13 protein-coding genes and 1 tRNA gene are annotated in these 15971 nt (G+C 55.7%); 11 read left to right on the top strand and 3 right to left on the bottom strand.

All coding sequences use genetic code 11. From position 1 onward, the window contains the following. Positions 1–14: 14 nt before the first annotated feature. A complete protein-coding gene (locus HKD42_RS03710; RefSeq protein WP_170010415.1) occupies positions 15–194 on the bottom strand; it encodes a Flp family type IVb pilin in 180 nt (59 codons plus the stop codon). A gap of 124 nt (positions 195–318) precedes the next feature. Further along, entirely contained in the window at positions 319–510 is a 192-nt protein-coding gene (locus HKD42_RS13495) for a Flp family type IVb pilin (RefSeq protein WP_246236705.1), read from the bottom strand. Between the two features lie 72 nt (positions 511–582). Between HKD42_RS13495 and HKD42_RS03715 the strand changes: the two genes are divergently transcribed. The 4 genes from HKD42_RS03715 to folE all read left to right on the top strand — a co-directional run bounded on the left by HKD42_RS03715 (position 583) and on the right by folE (position 2518). Beyond that, entirely contained in the window at positions 583–1005 is a 423-nt protein-coding gene (locus HKD42_RS03715) for a (deoxy)nucleoside triphosphate pyrophosphohydrolase (RefSeq protein WP_211483485.1), read from the top strand. Between the two features lie 46 nt (positions 1006–1051). Then, positions 1052–1128 (top strand) — tRNA-Arg (locus tag HKD42_RS03720). Positions 1129–1299: 171 nt separating this feature from the next. Continuing rightward, complete coding sequence (locus HKD42_RS03725; RefSeq protein ID WP_170010417.1) at positions 1300–1791, top strand: hemerythrin domain-containing protein; 492 nt, start codon at positions 1300–1302, stop codon at positions 1789–1791. 118 nt (positions 1792–1909) lie between these two features. Then, positions 1910–2518 (top strand): GTP cyclohydrolase I FolE, encoded by a 609-nt coding sequence (gene folE, locus HKD42_RS03730; RefSeq protein ID WP_170010419.1) that lies wholly within the window; start codon positions 1910–1912, stop codon positions 2516–2518. Between the two features lie 79 nt (positions 2519–2597). Here the strand turns inward: folE and HKD42_RS03735 are convergent, their stop codons facing one another. Beyond that, positions 2598–3077, bottom strand: coding sequence for a peroxiredoxin (locus HKD42_RS03735; protein ID WP_170010421.1), 480 nt, complete (start codon positions 3075–3077; stop codon positions 2598–2600). Positions 3078–3429: 352 nt separating this feature from the next. On the opposite strand from HKD42_RS03735, the gene ahcY reads away from it, so the two are divergent. From ahcY to addA, 7 genes are all read left to right on the top strand, one after another. Next, positions 3430–4842, top strand: a complete 1413-nt coding sequence (ahcY, locus tag HKD42_RS03740) for an adenosylhomocysteinase (protein WP_170010423.1) — start codon at positions 3430–3432, stop codon at positions 4840–4842. Positions 4843–4979: 137 nt separating this feature from the next. Next, positions 4980–7316 (top strand): PAS domain-containing sensor histidine kinase, encoded by a 2337-nt coding sequence (locus HKD42_RS03745; RefSeq protein WP_170010425.1) that lies wholly within the window; start codon positions 4980–4982, stop codon positions 7314–7316. Beyond that, positions 7313–7756, top strand: coding sequence for a tRNA (adenosine(37)-N6)-threonylcarbamoyltransferase complex ATPase subunit type 1 TsaE (tsaE, locus tag HKD42_RS03750; RefSeq protein WP_170010427.1), 444 nt, complete (start codon positions 7313–7315; stop codon positions 7754–7756). The genes HKD42_RS03745 and tsaE overlap by 4 nt, the downstream gene beginning before the upstream one ends. Beyond that, the gene (locus HKD42_RS03755; RefSeq protein WP_170010428.1) at positions 7753–8742 is read left to right on the top strand and encodes an aminoglycoside phosphotransferase family protein; all 990 of its coding nucleotides are present in this window, start codon (positions 7753–7755) and stop codon (positions 8740–8742) included. The genes tsaE and HKD42_RS03755 overlap by 4 nt, the downstream gene beginning before the upstream one ends. Beyond that, positions 8739–9455: a nucleotidyltransferase family protein gene (locus HKD42_RS03760; protein WP_170010430.1), complete on the top strand. Its 717-nt coding sequence runs from the start codon at positions 8739–8741 to the stop codon at positions 9453–9455. The genes HKD42_RS03755 and HKD42_RS03760 overlap by 4 nt, the downstream gene beginning before the upstream one ends. Then, a complete protein-coding gene (locus HKD42_RS03765) occupies positions 9448–12408 on the top strand; it encodes a PD-(D/E)XK nuclease family protein (RefSeq protein WP_343042168.1) in 2961 nt (986 codons plus the stop codon). The genes HKD42_RS03760 and HKD42_RS03765 overlap by 8 nt, the downstream gene beginning before the upstream one ends. Then, entirely contained in the window at positions 12405–15953 is a 3549-nt protein-coding gene (gene addA, locus HKD42_RS03770) for a double-strand break repair helicase AddA (RefSeq protein ID WP_170010432.1), read from the top strand. The genes HKD42_RS03765 and addA overlap by 4 nt, the downstream gene beginning before the upstream one ends. Positions 15954–15971 lie beyond the last annotated feature (18 nt).

The following is a 15971-nucleotide window of genomic DNA, read 5'->3' on the forward strand; positions in this document are numbered from 1 at the left end:
CAAACGACTATCGATTAATCGACAGTGTTAGATTCACCCATCTTCGTCGACACAGTCGAGAATGTGGTTGTCAGTTCGTTGCCGAGGCCCTGCATTGCAGTGATAGCTGCAACAGCGATAAGAGCAGCGATAAGGCCGTACTCAATTGCAGTTGCGCCTTGCTCGTCGCTCATCAAAGTTTTGAAGAATTTCATTTGTAGTCTCCTGGTTCAGTCTTTTTTACCCGTCTCTTCCCGGGACGAACCGAGAGGAGTGATATTCGGAATAGTGGTAACTCATTGACAATTTCCTAAAGGCCGAGGCCCAAAGGACTGGTCGTTAGTTCAAATTGCTACCCACCTTATTTGAAACCACAGCCCATATTCCGGTATTTTCATTGGCTACGGCGTCAAACGCGCCAATCGACGCGATGACAATCAAAGAGGCGATCAGCCCGTATTCGATAGCTGTGGCTCCCGAATCATCGAACAGAAGCTTTTTTAGAAACTGTGACAATTCGATTCCCCACATCTGTCTAATCGTGACTGACGAGTTGGCTTTTCGCTGCTAACCCTTAAGAATTGATTGAGAAGGGCTCGCAGTTTGGAAAAAATCCCGACACGGATCGAAGTTGTGGCAGCTGCAATTGCGGGAAAAACCGGACTTTGGTTGATGCATCGGCGCCCAAAAAACAAACATCATGGCGGGCTGTGGGAGTTCCCCGGCGGCAAGGTAGAAACCGGCGAAACCCGCGAAAATGCGTTGGTTAGAGAGGTTATGGAGGAGCTGGGGGTCACCATTGACGCCGGCGGTCTAACAGCAGTCGCCCAAGCACAAAGCGAAGGGGGCGGTGATCACCCTCCGCTTGTTATATTTCTTTACATCTCTGATTCTTGGACCGGTACAATTCAATCGCTGGAAGGTGGGGCGATTGGCTGGTTTTCTCCAAATGAGATCGCGGCACTGCCGAAGCCGCCCCTTGATGTGGTGCTTGCAGAACAGTTGTTTGCACAAACTAACGGATAAGGGATTGCCAAGCTTCGCACTCCCCCTTATGTGCCGCGCTTCAAGCGCACCCGTAGCTCAGCTGGATAGAGTACCTGACTACGAATCAGGGGGCCGGAGGTTCGAATCCTTCCGGGTGCGCCATTAAAAAGCCATCTCTCATGAGGTGGCTTTTTGTTTTGCTGCCGACTGTTGAGACCGCTCTGAGCGCTTTCGTTGATTGAGCGGCGGGGCTGGATTGCCGCCTTTTCGGAACCTTTGGCCAGGTGTTACATTGGTTAGACATCAAGCAACACAAAAGGAGAAGGCCCACCAATGGCTGAAGCCGAAGCAATTTTTAACCGACTGAAACAAGACCACGATCAACATCGCGACCTGCTGACAAAGATCGAAGATACCTCCGGTGATACGGAAGAACGCCGTACACTGTTTGAGAAGTTCACCAAAGATGTGAAAAGCCACGCGGCGGCGGAGGAACAGGCAGTGTACTCAACCATGCTGCGCAAGCCAGATACGACTGACGCAACGCGGCACTCGGTTGCCGAGCACCAAGAATTGGACGAGGCGTTAAATGATCTCGCCGCGACAGATATGTCGTCAAGCGCTTGGCTGCAAAAGTTCAAACAGGTGAAGCATGATTATCTGCACCATATCGAGGAAGAGGAAGATGACCACTTCCCCGAATTTGAGGAGAAGCTGACGGCAGAGGACGAGCGGCAAATGGCAGAAATCTTCGAGAAACGAAAAAACGCCGAGCTGGAAAATGCCGAAGTGACCCCTGAAGCTGCTTCCGACGCCAAGGAATGACAAGCCTTCATCCGTTTTGGCTTTGGAACTAAATTGCATGAATGCCATTTATAACAAACCGCGCCTGAGCTAGACGCTTTGGCGCGTTTTGTTTCGCATACTGAAATTGGAATTACTGATGAGCAGCTTGATTACCCCTGAAGAAGAAGAAGCACGGGGCAAGCTGCCCGTTCCGGACAAGGTCCAAGATGCAATCCGCACATTGTTAGAATGGACCGGCGATGACCCGACGCGTGAAGGGCTGCTCGATACACCCAAGCGTGTCGCGCGCGCTTGGGCTGAATATTGTGAAGGCTATGCGGAAGATCCAGCCATTCACCTATCGCGCGTATTTGAAGAGGTGGGTGGATATGAAGAATTGGTCTTGCTGAAAGACATTCCGTTCCATTCGCATTGCGAGCACCACATGGCACCGATCATCGGTAAGGCCTGTATTGCGTACATGCCGACCAATCGGGTGGTTGGAATATCAAAACTTGCGCGGGTGCTGCATGGCTATGCCCGCCGGTTGCAAGTCCAAGAGCGCCTGACGGCGGAAGTGGCGGATTGCATCTGGGAGAATCTTGAACCCCGGGGCGTTGCAGTCGTGATAGAGGCGCAGCATTCCTGCATGACAGCCCGCGGCGTTCGCACACCTGGCGTCGGCATGGTGACCAGCCGGATGATGGGCACATTCTTGGAAGACCAGCGTAGCCGTAAGGAAGTGCTTAGCCTGATGGGCTATTAACGGCACATCATTATGTACAAAAAGGGCGTCGCCACAGCATATGTGGCGACGCCCTTTTTGTTAGTAGAATGCCTGCGCGTTATAGCTGGCCAAGCATATGTTCAGCGCTGCTGACGGAAAAATCGCCGGGCGCTTCCACGTTCAGTTGTTCAACAACGCCGTTGTTGACTACCATAGAAAAACGCTGACCGCGCTGACCCAGACCAAAGCCCGAGCCGTCCATTGTCAGGCCAACTGCTTCAGCAAAATCACCATTGCCATCAGCCAGCATCGTGACGTCCGCAGCATTGTTGGCTCCTTGCCAAGCGCCAAGGACAAATGCGTCATTCACTGCAGTACAGGCGATTTCGTCTACGCCTTTAGCTTTCAGTTCTTCAGCTTTTTCGACATATCCCGGCAAATGACGGGCGGAGCATGTCGGCGTGTACGCACCCGGGACGGAGAAGAGTGCAACTTTCTTACCAGCGAAATACTCGCTTGATTGCACTTGCTCTGGCCCTTCGGCGGTTGCTTTGACCATTTTTACGTCGGGTAGTGTGTCACCTACAGATATTGTCATGGGGTAATGTCCTTAGTTTGAAAACTGTTTGTCTGACATAAGGCGGTGTCGCCGGGGTGCAACCATCAACCGCTGGAAACGTGTTCAATTTGGTCAACTTTAATAACCAGCCAAGCGGTACAGCGTTCTCGGGAACTAGCAGTAGATGAAATCCTCCACCGGTAGGTCGCAGCGCAACAATACTCTGTTCAGGGCCACAGTATCGCAACTTATTATAGGGCTCAATCGGATCTGAATACGTATCATATAAAGATATCTTTATATTTGCATCGGCGGGGTCTCGCCGCTACATGGCGGACAACATCAGATCATCCTTTTTGGGTGCTGCATTTTCGTGTTCAGGAGACCTAACGTGGCTGCCGACTTTAAAGACTACATCATTCAAGACATTTCGCTCGCAGATTATGGCCGGGCTGAGATCAATATTGCCGAAACAGAAATGCCGGGCCTGATGGCGCTGCGTGAAGAATTTGGCGACAGCAAACCTTTGAAGGGCGCGCGGATCACCGGTTCGCTTCACATGACCATCCAAACCGCGGTTCTGATGGAAACGTTGATCGATCTGGGCGCTGAAATTCGCTGGGCGACTTGCAACATCTTCTCAACCCAAGATCACGCTGCCGCAGCAATGGCTGCCGCTGGGATCCCGATCTTCGCGATTAAGGGCGAAAGCCTGGCGGATTATTGGGATTATGTAGGCCACATTTTCTCTTGGGGCACAGACGCCGATCCAGACCTTACTGCCAACATCATTCTGGATGACGGCGGCGACGCAACATCATTCGCACTGTGGGGCGCTCGTCTGGAAGCTGGCGAAACTATGCCAGAACCAAGCAACCCAGAAGAAATTGAAATGCAGCGCGCGGTGAAAGCATTCGTTGCCAAAAACCCTGGTTATTTGACCAAGACTGTCAAGAACTTGAAAGGTGTGTCAGAAGAAACCACCACCGGTGTTCATCGCCTCTATCACCTTGCCAAGAACGGCAAGCTGCCTTTCCCGGCGATCAACGTGAATGACAGCGTTACCAAGTCGAAATTCGACAACCTCTATGGTTGTAAAGAATCGCTGGTTGATGCGATCCGCCGTGCAACCGATGTGATGCTGGCCGGTAAAGTTGCTTGTGTTGCTGGTTTTGGTGACGTGGGTAAAGGTTCTGCTGACAGTCTTCGCAATGGCGGTGCGCGCGTTATGGTTACGGAAATTGACCCGATCTGCGCGCTTCAGGCAGCGATGGAAGGCTATGAAGTTGTCACGATGGAAGAAGCAACCAAGCGTTGCGATATCTTCGTTACAACCACCGGTAACGAAGATGTTATTACAGCCGAGCACATGAAGGCGATGAAGCCAATGAGCATCGTGTGTAACATCGGCCACTTTGACAGTGAAATTCAGATCGGTGCGCTCGACAACTATGACTGGGCTGAAATCAAGCCGGGTACAGACCTTGTCACTTTCCCGGATGGTAAGCAGATCATGATTTTGGCCAAAGGCCGTTTGGTGAACCTCGGCTGTGCAACCGGCCACCCAAGCTTCGTAATGAGCTGTTCTTTCACCAACCAGGTTTTGGCGCAGATCGAACTCTACACCAAAGGTGATGAGTACAATAACGAAGTGTACGTCTTGCCTAAACACTTGGATGAAAAAGTGGCGCAGCTTCACTTGGAAAAGCTGGGTGTTCAGCTGACCAAGATGAGCCAGAAACAAGCGGACTATATCGGCGTTCCAGTCGAAGGCCCGTTCAAGCCCGAGCATTATCGTTACTAATTATCGGCCGTTTTAAGGCTGAAATTGATCGACAGACGCCGTTCTCCGCGCAGGGGAGCGGCGTTTGTTCGTTTTAACTGCGGAACATACCCACTATTGCATTGCAACGGCGCGTCTCGGCGCATAGCTGCAATGATATGGAACTTTCGCCTTTCGCCTTGATTGCCATTGGCTTGCTTCTGTCTGTTTGGACGGTTGCGGCCGCATGGATGATGATCGCGGCGAGCTCTAAAAGCCAGAAGGCCGAAGGTAGCCGTAAAGCAGCGCGGCGAATGGCCCGTATGATCGACGAGGCACCTGCGATCCCGTTGATTGTACGCACTGACGGCAGGATAGAGGGCTCTGACCGTTTGGCAGGTTGGCTGGGTCTGGAAAGTCTGCCCGAATATCTGACTGAACTGGATGCTGGCGAGGGCAAGGGTCTGTCAGCGGATCAACTCGCAGAACTGAATGAAAACGTCAGGCGCGCCCAGAAAACGGCCGCACCGTTCCGCATGGCTTTGACGCCGCCGGGCTCTCAGCGCAGTTTGGCGCTGCGCGGGGTCTTGGCGGATCCGCAAGTGTCGCCTGGTGGGGCTGCGCTGGTCTGGATATTTGATTTCAGCGAAAGCGAAAGCGAGCTCAGCCGATTGCGTGAAGAGGCCGCCCGGGCGAAAGGTGATTTTGGCGCTTTGGTCGGGATTATCGAAGCTGCCCCCATGCCCATGTGGTTCCGCGGGCAAGATGCCAAGCTGCGTCTGGTCAATCAGGCGTATGTTCGGGCGATCGGGGCCGACAGCGCCGATACGGTGATTGGTGATCAGATCGAGCTGATCGAGTCTGTAGACGGGTTAACCGCAGCACAAATCGCATCGCAGGCCGCCGCTCAGAAGATGCCAATCGAACGAAATGTCACGGCCACAATCGAAGGGCAACGGCGTAGCGTAAAAGTTAGCGATCTCCCGCTCGCGGGCGAAGGGGTGGCCGGATATGCGGTAGATATTGAAGAGATGGAGGAGCAGTCCCGGCAGAACCGCGCGTTCCGCGATGCCCAGCGCTCTATGCTTGATCAATTATCGATTGGGGTCGGGCAATTTGATGAAGACCGTAAACTGGTCTTTGCCAACCAACCGTTCCGCCGGTCTTTCGCGCTGCATTCTGGGGCTGTGGCACAAGGCGTGGCATTTGACAGGCTGCTGAGTGATGCGCGGGAAAACGGAAAAACGCCGGAAGTGCGCGATTTTCCTGCCTGGCGAGCGGAGCATATCGAGTGGTTTTCTGCCGGTACAACGCAGGAGGAAGCATGGCCTCTATCCGATGGAACACATTTGCGAATCATCGCCCAACCGATGCCGGATGGCGGATTGGTCCTGATTGCAGAGGACCGTACCGAGCAATTGGCTCTGTCAGCGACGCGTGACACATTGCTCAGAACCCGAACCGCGACCTTCGATAGCCTGTTTGAGGCATTGGCCGTGTTTGCACCCGATGGGCATTTGCAATTGTGGAACCGCAGCTTCGCGGGGACATGGGGGCTGGATCAGGACAAACTGGATACGCACCCATCAGCCGAGGAATTGCTGCAGGCGATCGCGCCCAATCTCGCCAAACCAAAGCAGGCCAAAGCGATTGGCGAAGTGATCCGCGCAGCAACGCTTGACCGCAAAGAACAAGGCGGCCGGTTGGCATTGGCCGATGGCCGAACGCTGGAATTTGCAGGCGTGCCTTTGCCAGATGGGAACGGCCTGTTGACCGTACTGGATATAACAGCGTCACAAAATGCAGAGACGGCACTGAAAGAGCGCAATCAGGCGTTGGAAGCGGCAGACGATGTCAAAACGCGCTTCCTCGCCAATATGTCGTACGAATTCAGAACGCCGCTGACGTCGATCGGCGGTTTCGCTGAATTGTTGGAAGCAGGTGTGGCCGGTGATCTGAGTGATCAGGGCAAGGAATATGTGACCGCAATTCTGGAATCTGTATCGCGGCTTACCGATCAGGTGGAAAATGTGCTCGACCTTTCCCAAAGTGAAGCCGGGCTGCTGCCGCTCAATAAAAAGCGGCTCGATATGTTGCCGTTCGTCACGGATGTCGTGCGTGAACGGGAAGGCGCGATAGCGGAATCGGGCATTTCACTTGATCTCAGGGGCAGTAAAGTGAGCGGCAAGATCGAAGCCGATCCGCGCCAGCTGGGCCGTGCGATTGGTCAGCTGATTGACAATGCCATTGCAGCAACACCCAAGGGCGGAAAGATTTTGGTCGATCTGTCTAAAGCCAAAGGCGTGGCGCAGATTGTGATTTCGGACAGCGGAGAGGGCATGACCCGTCAGGAGCTTGAACGCGCAATGGGATATGCGGCAGAGGCGGGAACATCGATTGCCAAGCAAGGGCTGGGTATTCCGCTCGCGCAGCAATTGATCGAGGCGCATGGCGGAACGCTGTCTATCCTGTCCCGCAAGGGCGAGGGCACGACTGCAACCATTCAAATTCCATGACCATCCAGCTTAGCAATCTGGCCGCAATGGAACAGTTCGGGGCTGATATCGCCCGCCGTTTGAAAGTCGGCGATGTGGTCGCATTGACCGGCGGATTGGGCGCTGGAAAAACCACTCTGGCCAGAGCGATCATTCGCGGCCTTGGCTATCAGGGCGAAGTGCCATCACCGACATTCACAATCATTGAGACGTATGATCCGCCTACGGTCATGATACCGCTGGTCCATGCGGATTTTTACCGCCTTGAAGACCCGTTAGAGGCGGACGAGATCGGCCTTGATGATTACCGGCATGGTGCAGTGCTGCTGGCCGAATGGCCCGATCATGCGGGGGGTTTTGGCCATGAGGCTGCCTGCCTTTCGATCACGCTGGAAACTGCGGATGAAGGCCGGATAGCGATTGTCGAATATGGTACTGATTGGGTAGACCGGACATTATGAGTGACTTGCCCAATGGTATCGATTCTTTCTTGAAGGCAGCTGGATGGGGCGGGGCAGCGATTGACCCGATCCCCGGTGATGCATCGTTCAGGCGCTATTTTCGGATTGCGGACCAAAACCGCAAGGCGATGTTGATGTTTGCACCGCCGCCTGAAGAAGATCCAAAACCGTTTTTGGATGTCGCCAAATGGCTATCCGACAACAATCACCGCGCGCCAGCTATTTTCGGAGAAGACGCTGCGTCTGGCTGGGTGTTGATCGAGGATTTCGGTAATGACCGGATGCGCGATTGGCTGGATGCAAACCCTGACGGAGAGCAAGCGTCCTACCGGGCAGCGATTGATGCACTGGTAACGCTGCACAAATCCCCCGCAGGACCGTTTCCGCCATATGATATGGCAACCTATCAGCGCGAAGCCGCTTTGCTGACTGAATGGTATTGCCCCGCAATGCGGCTTGATGTCGATGTGGAAGGCTATTCTGCTGCGTGGGACGAGGCGTTGGTCCCGATGATCGCGCGCCAGACGTCTAAGGTTACCGTTCTCAGGGATTATCATGCAGAGAATATCATGCTGCTGTCTCCGTCAGCTGATGGTTCTGGCGAGCAGGGCTTGATTGATTTTCAGGACGCTTTGGCTGGCCACCCGGCTTACGATCTGGTGTCATTGCTGCAAGATGCGCGGCGTGATGTTAGCGAGGCTTTGGAACGCCAGATGCTGGACTATTACATCGCGCAGGCTGCCCCAAATGAAGATTTTGCAGCGGATTATGCGCGACTCGGTGCACAGCGAAACGCCAAGATTGTGGGTATTTTTACGCGACTGAACAAGCGGGATGGGAAGCCGCATTATCTCGATTTTATACCCCGCGTATGGACCGCGATGGAGCGTGATCTACAGCATCCAGCGCTGGCGCCTGTGGCTGAATGGTTTGACAAGAACATTCCCCAATCCATTCGTGATGCGAAAGGTGGGCGCCCCGCATGACCAAACTGGCCAGCGATACTGCGATGATTATGGCAGCCGGTATGGGAAAGCGAATGCGGCCGCTGACAGCGTCGCAGCCCAAACCTTTGGTCAGGGTGGCTGGCAAGCCATTGATCGATCACGCGCTAGATCGTTTGGAAACTGCCGGGGTAACCAACGCAGTGGTCAACGTACATTATCTGGCCGATGCGCTAGAGGCCCACGTGACAAGCCGCAAAATGCCGGCAGTGGTCATTTCTGATGAACGGTCCCAGCTGCTTGAAACAGGCGGCGGAATGGTCAAGGCGCAGTCTAAACTGCCGGACCCGTTCTTCTGTCTTAACGCCGACAATATTTGGCTGGATGGACCACAGGATGCTTTCCACGATCTGTCATTACGTTGGGATCCGGAACGGATGGACGCATTGTTACTGCTGGTTCCCCACGCCAGTGCATTGAATTTTCGCGGCAAAGGTGACTTTCATATGGATGCGGTCGGAACGGTAACACGCCGCCGATCGGGCAGAATTGCTCCGTTTATTTATACCGGCATCCAATTGGTTTCCCACCGGTTGTTGCGCGATGCCCCCGAAGGCAAGTTCTCTACCAATATTTTGTGGAACAGGGCCATTGAAGAGGGGCGCCTGTTCGGTGCCGCTTTCACCGGACGGTGGTTTGAAGTGGGCACACCGCAAGCGATAGCGCCGACCGAAGAAGCGCTCCGGCGTGGCTGAGGCTGGTTCGCTCAATATCTATTCGATAGCCGCACATCGCGGTTTTGCTGATGCCCTCGTGGCGGGTTTGGTCCCGCGTTATTCTGACGGTGATTTGGGCCTGGCGCGTCTCACGCTGTTGCTGCCCAGTAGCCGCGCGATGCGGACAGTGCGGGAGGCATTTATCCGCCTGTATGGGGCGAGCGGCAGTGCCGGTATGTTGATGCCGCGTATGGCCGTCGTCGGCGACCTTGATCTGGATGAGGCCTTGGGATCATTGCTTGATCCGCTGGGCGCCACCAAAATTCCGCGCGCAATTGACCCGACAGAACGGTGGCTGCGGCTTGCACAGCTGTTGGAGCAGGAGCTGGGGGCAGAGGCACCGGGTTCCGCAGTTTTGCTTCGGCAGGCAAAAGACATTGCCGCCACGATGGACCGGCTTTTGGTCGAGGATATCAGCCCTGAACACTTGCTGGGCGAAGAGGTGAAAGGCCTGCGGCCCGAGCTAGCAGGCCATTGGCAGGATAGCTTGCATCTGTTCGCTCGGATCCAAACCCGTTGGCAGTTCGAACTGTCGGAAGCTGGTGCGTTGGATGCCGCGGCACGGCGTAACCGGCTGTTCGATCATGCTTCCAATAGATGGAGCGAGCAGGCCCCTATAACCCCCATTGTTGCAGCCGGTGTCACCAGCGCATCACCAGCTTTGGCGCGAATGCTGAAAATTATCGCGGGGCTTCCCAACGGGGCGGTGATCTTACCGGACTTTGATTTGAGCCTGGATGATGCGGTGTGGGAGGAGCTTGGCGCGGCGGGTGCCACCGATCTGCCAGACGAAGCACCCTTCGCGCGCGGTGATGCGCTTACTCACCCGCAATATCACTTGAAGTTGTTGCTCAACCGGATGGGGGTTGCGCGCGGTGAGGTTCAGCAATGGCACCGTAAGGGTATGACAGCAGCGCCGCCAGAGCGGACCCATGCAATTTCCAACGTATTTCTTCCACCGGAAGCCAGCAAAAGCTGGGTCGATCTACCCGCAGAAAAACGGCGGTTTAGCGGTGTCCGGATTATTGAGAGCGCCAATCCAGAGGTTGAGGCACAAGCGATTGCGCTGCTGGTACGCGAAGCATTGGAAATCCCCGAACGGCGGGTCAACGTAATCACACCGGATCGCGGCCTGGCGCGGCGGGTGGTTCACCACTTGCGGCGCTGGCATATCGAGGCTGACGATTCTGCCGGGCGCGCCTTGTCCGATACACCAGCGGGCAGGGTATTTCTGCTGATGACCGAAGTAATGGAAATGCGGGCTGCACCCGTCCCGCTGATGGCCTTGCTCGCCCATCCGTTGGTGAAATCTGGCGACACTAGGGGGGCGTGGCTATGTGCGGTTCGCGCCTTTGAGTTGGAACTTCGTGGTCCGCGTAAAGAACCCGGTCTGTCGCCTCTGGCGGCGGTGGCTGAAGATGCGCAGGTTTCAGAGTGGTGGGACGGTGTGTCCGCCACGCTCTCACCACTGCTAGAGACAGCCAATTCGCTGCCTTTGGCAGATATGCTGGATAATCTTGCGCAGGTTGGTGAGGCGCTGTGCGGTGAAGCCTTATGGGCCCGTGAAGACGGGCGTGCACTGTCGGCTTTGATCGAGGATCTGCGTTTGCACGCAACCAAAGTAGGTACGGCCATTGCCCCCGCCGATCTGCGCCAGATATTGCGCGACGTGATGGAGAATAATGCCGTGCGTCCCCCTTATGGCGGGCATCCACGTGTGGCTATCTACGGCTTGCTTGAGGCGCGCATGAGCAGGGCAGATCTGGTGATTTGTGCCGGGTTAAACGAAGGCAGTTGGCCAGCGACACCATCGACGGATCCGCTATTGGCGCCGCCCATCTTACGGGCATTGGGCGTTCCGGGGGCCGATTTTCGGATCGGTTTATCCGCGCATGATTTGGCCGGAGCGCTGGGCGCTCCTGAAGTGGTCTTGAGCCGTGCCGAGAGGGATGTCTCTGGACCCGCCATCCCCTCGCGGTTTTTCCTTCGTATCAAGGCGCTATTGGGTCAGGATCAGGTTGAGCGCGTTCGCGATGATCAAACCCTTTCCTATGCTGCCGCAATCGATGATGCGCAGGAGAGCCAGCAATATCAGCGACCAAAGCCTGTTCCATCCGCCCAGCAGCGCAAACAACGCATCAGCGTGACGGCGCTCGATCGGTTGCGATCTGATCCCTATCAATTCTACGCAGGCAGCATTTTGCGCTTGCCAGAATTGGAGGCGTTGGATGCGGAACCGTCACCTGCTTGGCAGGGCAGTGCTGCGCACGAAATTCTGGAACAATGGCACAAATCAGGCCGTCCGATGGAAGATGTGGCGGCAGAAGTGTTGCAGCAGATGAATGCCCATCCGCTGATGCGGGCATTGTGGCAACCGCGCCTGATGCGGGCTCTGGCTTGGGTGGAACATAGCATCGCTGCAATGGATGGCCGGAAACCTGCTTTGTTTGAAGAATGGGGCGCGATGGATGTGCGCGGTGTGGAAATCTTCGGCAAAGTCGACCGGATTGATCAATTGGCGGATGGTACGGTTGCAGTGGTTGATTACAAAACCGGCAAACCGCCTTCGGGCAAAGAAGTGGCGGCCGGCTATGCGCTGCAACTCGGTACGATTGGTTTGATGGCGGAACGCGGCGGATTTGAGAAGCTACAAGGGGAAGCCTCCGGGTTTGAATATTGGTCGCTCGGCAAGAATGAAAAAAGTGACACCGGTTTTGGCTATGTCACAAGCCCGGTAAAAATGGGCCGCAATCAGAGCAAGATTGAAAGTGAGGACTTTCTGCCGATGGCAGAAGACTATCTCCACGATGCGTTGGACAAGTGGATATTGGGGACTGAGCCATTCACCGCACGCGAAAACCCCGATGCCAAGGTCTATACAACCTATGACCAATTGATGCGTTTGGATGAATGGCTGGGGCGCGAAGAATGAGCGTTTCCAAATCGCCAAGCGCATCTGGCCGTGTATTTGGCCGTGTTTTTGGATTGCGAGACAATCAGGCCCGCGCCGTCGATCCGCAAGAAAGCGTGTGGCTGTCAGCCTCCGCCGGTACTGGAAAGACGCAAGTGCTGTCAGCGCGTGTTTTGCGGCTGCTGCTGACGCGCGGGGTCGATCCTTCTCAAATCCTGTGTCTGACATTCACTAAGGCCGGTGCTGCGGAAATGGCAACGCGCGTTAATGACGTGTTGGCCAATTGGGTCCGGATGAGTCCAGAGGCGCTGTTTGCTGATCTGTCCGCGATTGGTGCGCCAACTGACGAGGCGACCCAGAACCGCGCAAGAAGCCTGTTTGCCAGCGTGCTGGATTGTCCGGGCGGGGGCCTGAGGATTGATACAATCCACGCTTTTGCCCAATGGCTGTTGGCGGCCTTTCCGGAGGAAGCCAATCTGGCTCCGGGCACCAAAGCGATGGAAGATCGCGACCGTGAACTGCTCGGTCATCAGGTCTTGGCCGATATGCTGCTGGCTTGGCAAAGCGCAGGTCAAGACGATCTGCTGGACGCCTTAGCCATGTTGAGTGTTCGCATGGGTGCGGACGGCGCACGTGCGTGGCTGATGCGCTGCGCAGAGGCGCGCGATGTTTGGTTCGGCAACGCTGCTTGGCAAGATGATCTGGAGCCGCGCGTCCGGCAGCTGATCGGGCTGGCAGAAGATGCCGGGCCTAATGATTTGGCCGCGCTTTGCAGCGATGCGCAATTCAATATGTCTGCGCTGAGCCAATGTGCCGCGGTCAATGCGGAGTGGGGCACAAAAACGGGTCTATCCAGCGCAGACACTCTGGCTGTTTGGAGCGCCGCATCACCGGATAGTCGGCTTGCACAGCTGGATGATTTGCAAAAGGCGCTGTTCACCCAAAAGAACGAACCGCGTTCGCTCAAATCTTTAGAAAAAATTGATCCCGCCTATGCGGAAACCGCTGGTGAGGTGCTGGCGTCGATCCTGCGGGTACGCGAAGTACAAGCGCTACTCGATCTGGCCGAATGGCTGACCCCGGCCTTGCGGATCGGTAGACGTTTTGCCTTGCGGTGGGACGAAGCGAAAAAGCGCGAAGGGCTAATTGATTTTGACGACCAAATCAGCCGCGCGGCGGCATTGCTTGGCCGGTCTGACATGGCCGACTGGATCCGGTACAAGCTTGACCGGCAATTTGATCATATTCTTATTGATGAAGCGCAAGACACCAATGAAGCGCAATGGTCGATTATACGCGCGCTGACCGGGGATTTCTTCGCCGGTAAGGGGCAGCGTGATGATCGCTTGCGGACGATTTTTGTCGTTGGCGATTACAAGCAGGCTATTTTCCGTTTCCAAGGCACTAGCCCCGAGAATTTTGAAACGGCACGGCAGTTTTTCGACAAAGAAATGGCAGAGGCTGCCGCAAACGCGGCGCAGTTGCGTGAACGTATTTCTGCGCGTAAGTTGAAAAGTTTGGGGCTGGGGCGGTCATTCAGAACAGCCCAGCCTGTGCTGGATTGCGTGGATGCGGCGATTGCTTCCATTGGCTTTGACCAATTTGGCCTGAGTACACCGCCGGATAAGCACACTGGAGAAGATAGGCCCGGTGAAGTGGTGTTATGGTCGCCAATTGTGGCGTCATCCGATGACCCGGAAGATGATGATGCCGGAGCAGCGTGGGTGTCCGAACCCGAGCGGCGAATGGCGGACCGTATCGCGCGCCAAGTCTCTGATTGGCTGAAGGATGGATACCCTCTCGCCAAGGGGAAAGCGCGCAATGCATGGCCGGGCGATATTATGGTTCTGGTGCGGAAACGCCGCGAACTGGCTGGCCTGATTGTGGCGCGTTTGCACGCTAACGGTGTTCCCGTCGCCGGGGTGGACCGGCTACGGCTTGGTGCACCATTGGCTGTGCAGGATTTGATGGCTGCGCTGCGGTTCGCCGCGCAACCGCTCGATGATTTAAGCTTGGCCAATATGCTGGTTTCACCGCTGATCGGTTGGTCGCAAGATGATCTGTTGGCTTATGGGTACCGCGACAAAGGTGTTCACCTTTGGGATCATCTGCGGAAATCGGATGAACCAGCGGTGCAAGAGACTGCCAACCGATTACGGGATCTGTTGCGGTTAGCCGACTTTGAACCTCCGCAAGCGCTCCTCCACTGGATACTTGCCGGACCGTGGGGCGGGAGGCAAAAACTCATCGCCAGATTGGGTAAAGAGGCAAATGACCCGGTTGACGAACTGCTCAATGCCGCACTGAATTTTGCTTCGGCGCATACGGCCAGCTTGCAAGGTTTCATCCATTGGTTTGATGCCGGTGATGGTGAATTGAAGCGGGAAGCTGGGGCCAGCGAGGGGTTGGTGCGGGTTATGACCGTTCACGGGTCAAAGGGCTTGCAAGCGCCGATTGTCATTCTGGCGGATGCAACTGGCGATCCCGACAGCTCCGGCGTGCGCGGCCTTACGCTGGCGGAAGAAGACCCTTCTGGAGAAACTGTCCGCTCCGTCCCGGTACCAACGCTGCGCACAGCGGAAAAGGTTCAGCGGATCATAGAAGCGGAAGAGATTGCCAAGGCTGAGGAACGCCAAGAACACTGGCGCTTGCTATATGTCGCAATGACCCGGGCTGAGGAGGCGCTGTTTGTTGGCGGGGCGCTGGGTAAAAGAGAAGAAGAGCCCGCACCGGATAGCTGGTACGCCAAGCTTGAGCAGATATTTGATGGCGAACCGCTGGAAGATCCGGTGTTTGGCGCACGCCGCGTTTGGGGGCAGCGGCCTGAATCAATACCGCTGGAAGCCGCTGCTGCTATTGTTCCTGCTATGCCCCAGCTGCCAGATTGGGCGCTGAAGCCGATTGGGCCTGAACCTAAACCACCACGCCCATTGGCCCCATCATCCGCGGGTGACGAACAGGCGTCTGATCCGCCGCAATTGCCTGATGCCGCCCGTGATGCGGCCGAACGCGGTGTGTTGATCCATAGTTTGCTGGAGCGTTTGCCGGACATTCCGGTAGAAGACCGTCCTGAAAAGGCAGAGGCTTGGCTCAAACGACAAGCGCCGGGGCTAAGCGCGGCTGCATTGTCCGATATCATCACATCTGCAGTGCGGGTTCTCGACACGCCCGAATTCGCGGAGATATTCCAACCCGGCTCGCTCGCTGAAGTCCCGCTCGCCGCAACGATTGACGGCCAAGTTATATCAGGGATGGCTGACCGTTTATTGGTTACGCCAGAAACGGTCACAGTGGTTGATTATAAAACCGCGCGAAGGCCGCCGACTTCGCTTGATAGCGTTCCGGTAGCAACTCTGCGCCAGATGGCGGCTTATTCAGCGGCGCTGGCAGTGATATATCCGGACCGGGCAATACGCGCGGCGATATTGTATACCCAAACGCCGCAGCTGATTGCGATCCCGGAAGATGTCCTGGCGGCGCATCACCCTTCGGTTGCTCCACACACGTCACCCAATTTCCAGTTTTCAACCGAGCAGCAAACCTATCCGGCTGATGGTGTTGAGTGAAACCCAATCAGCCCTACA

It is taken from the genome of Pontixanthobacter rizhaonensis (assembly GCF_012972675.1).
Classification (GTDB): domain Bacteria; phylum Pseudomonadota; class Alphaproteobacteria; order Sphingomonadales; family Sphingomonadaceae; genus Pontixanthobacter; species Pontixanthobacter rizhaonensis.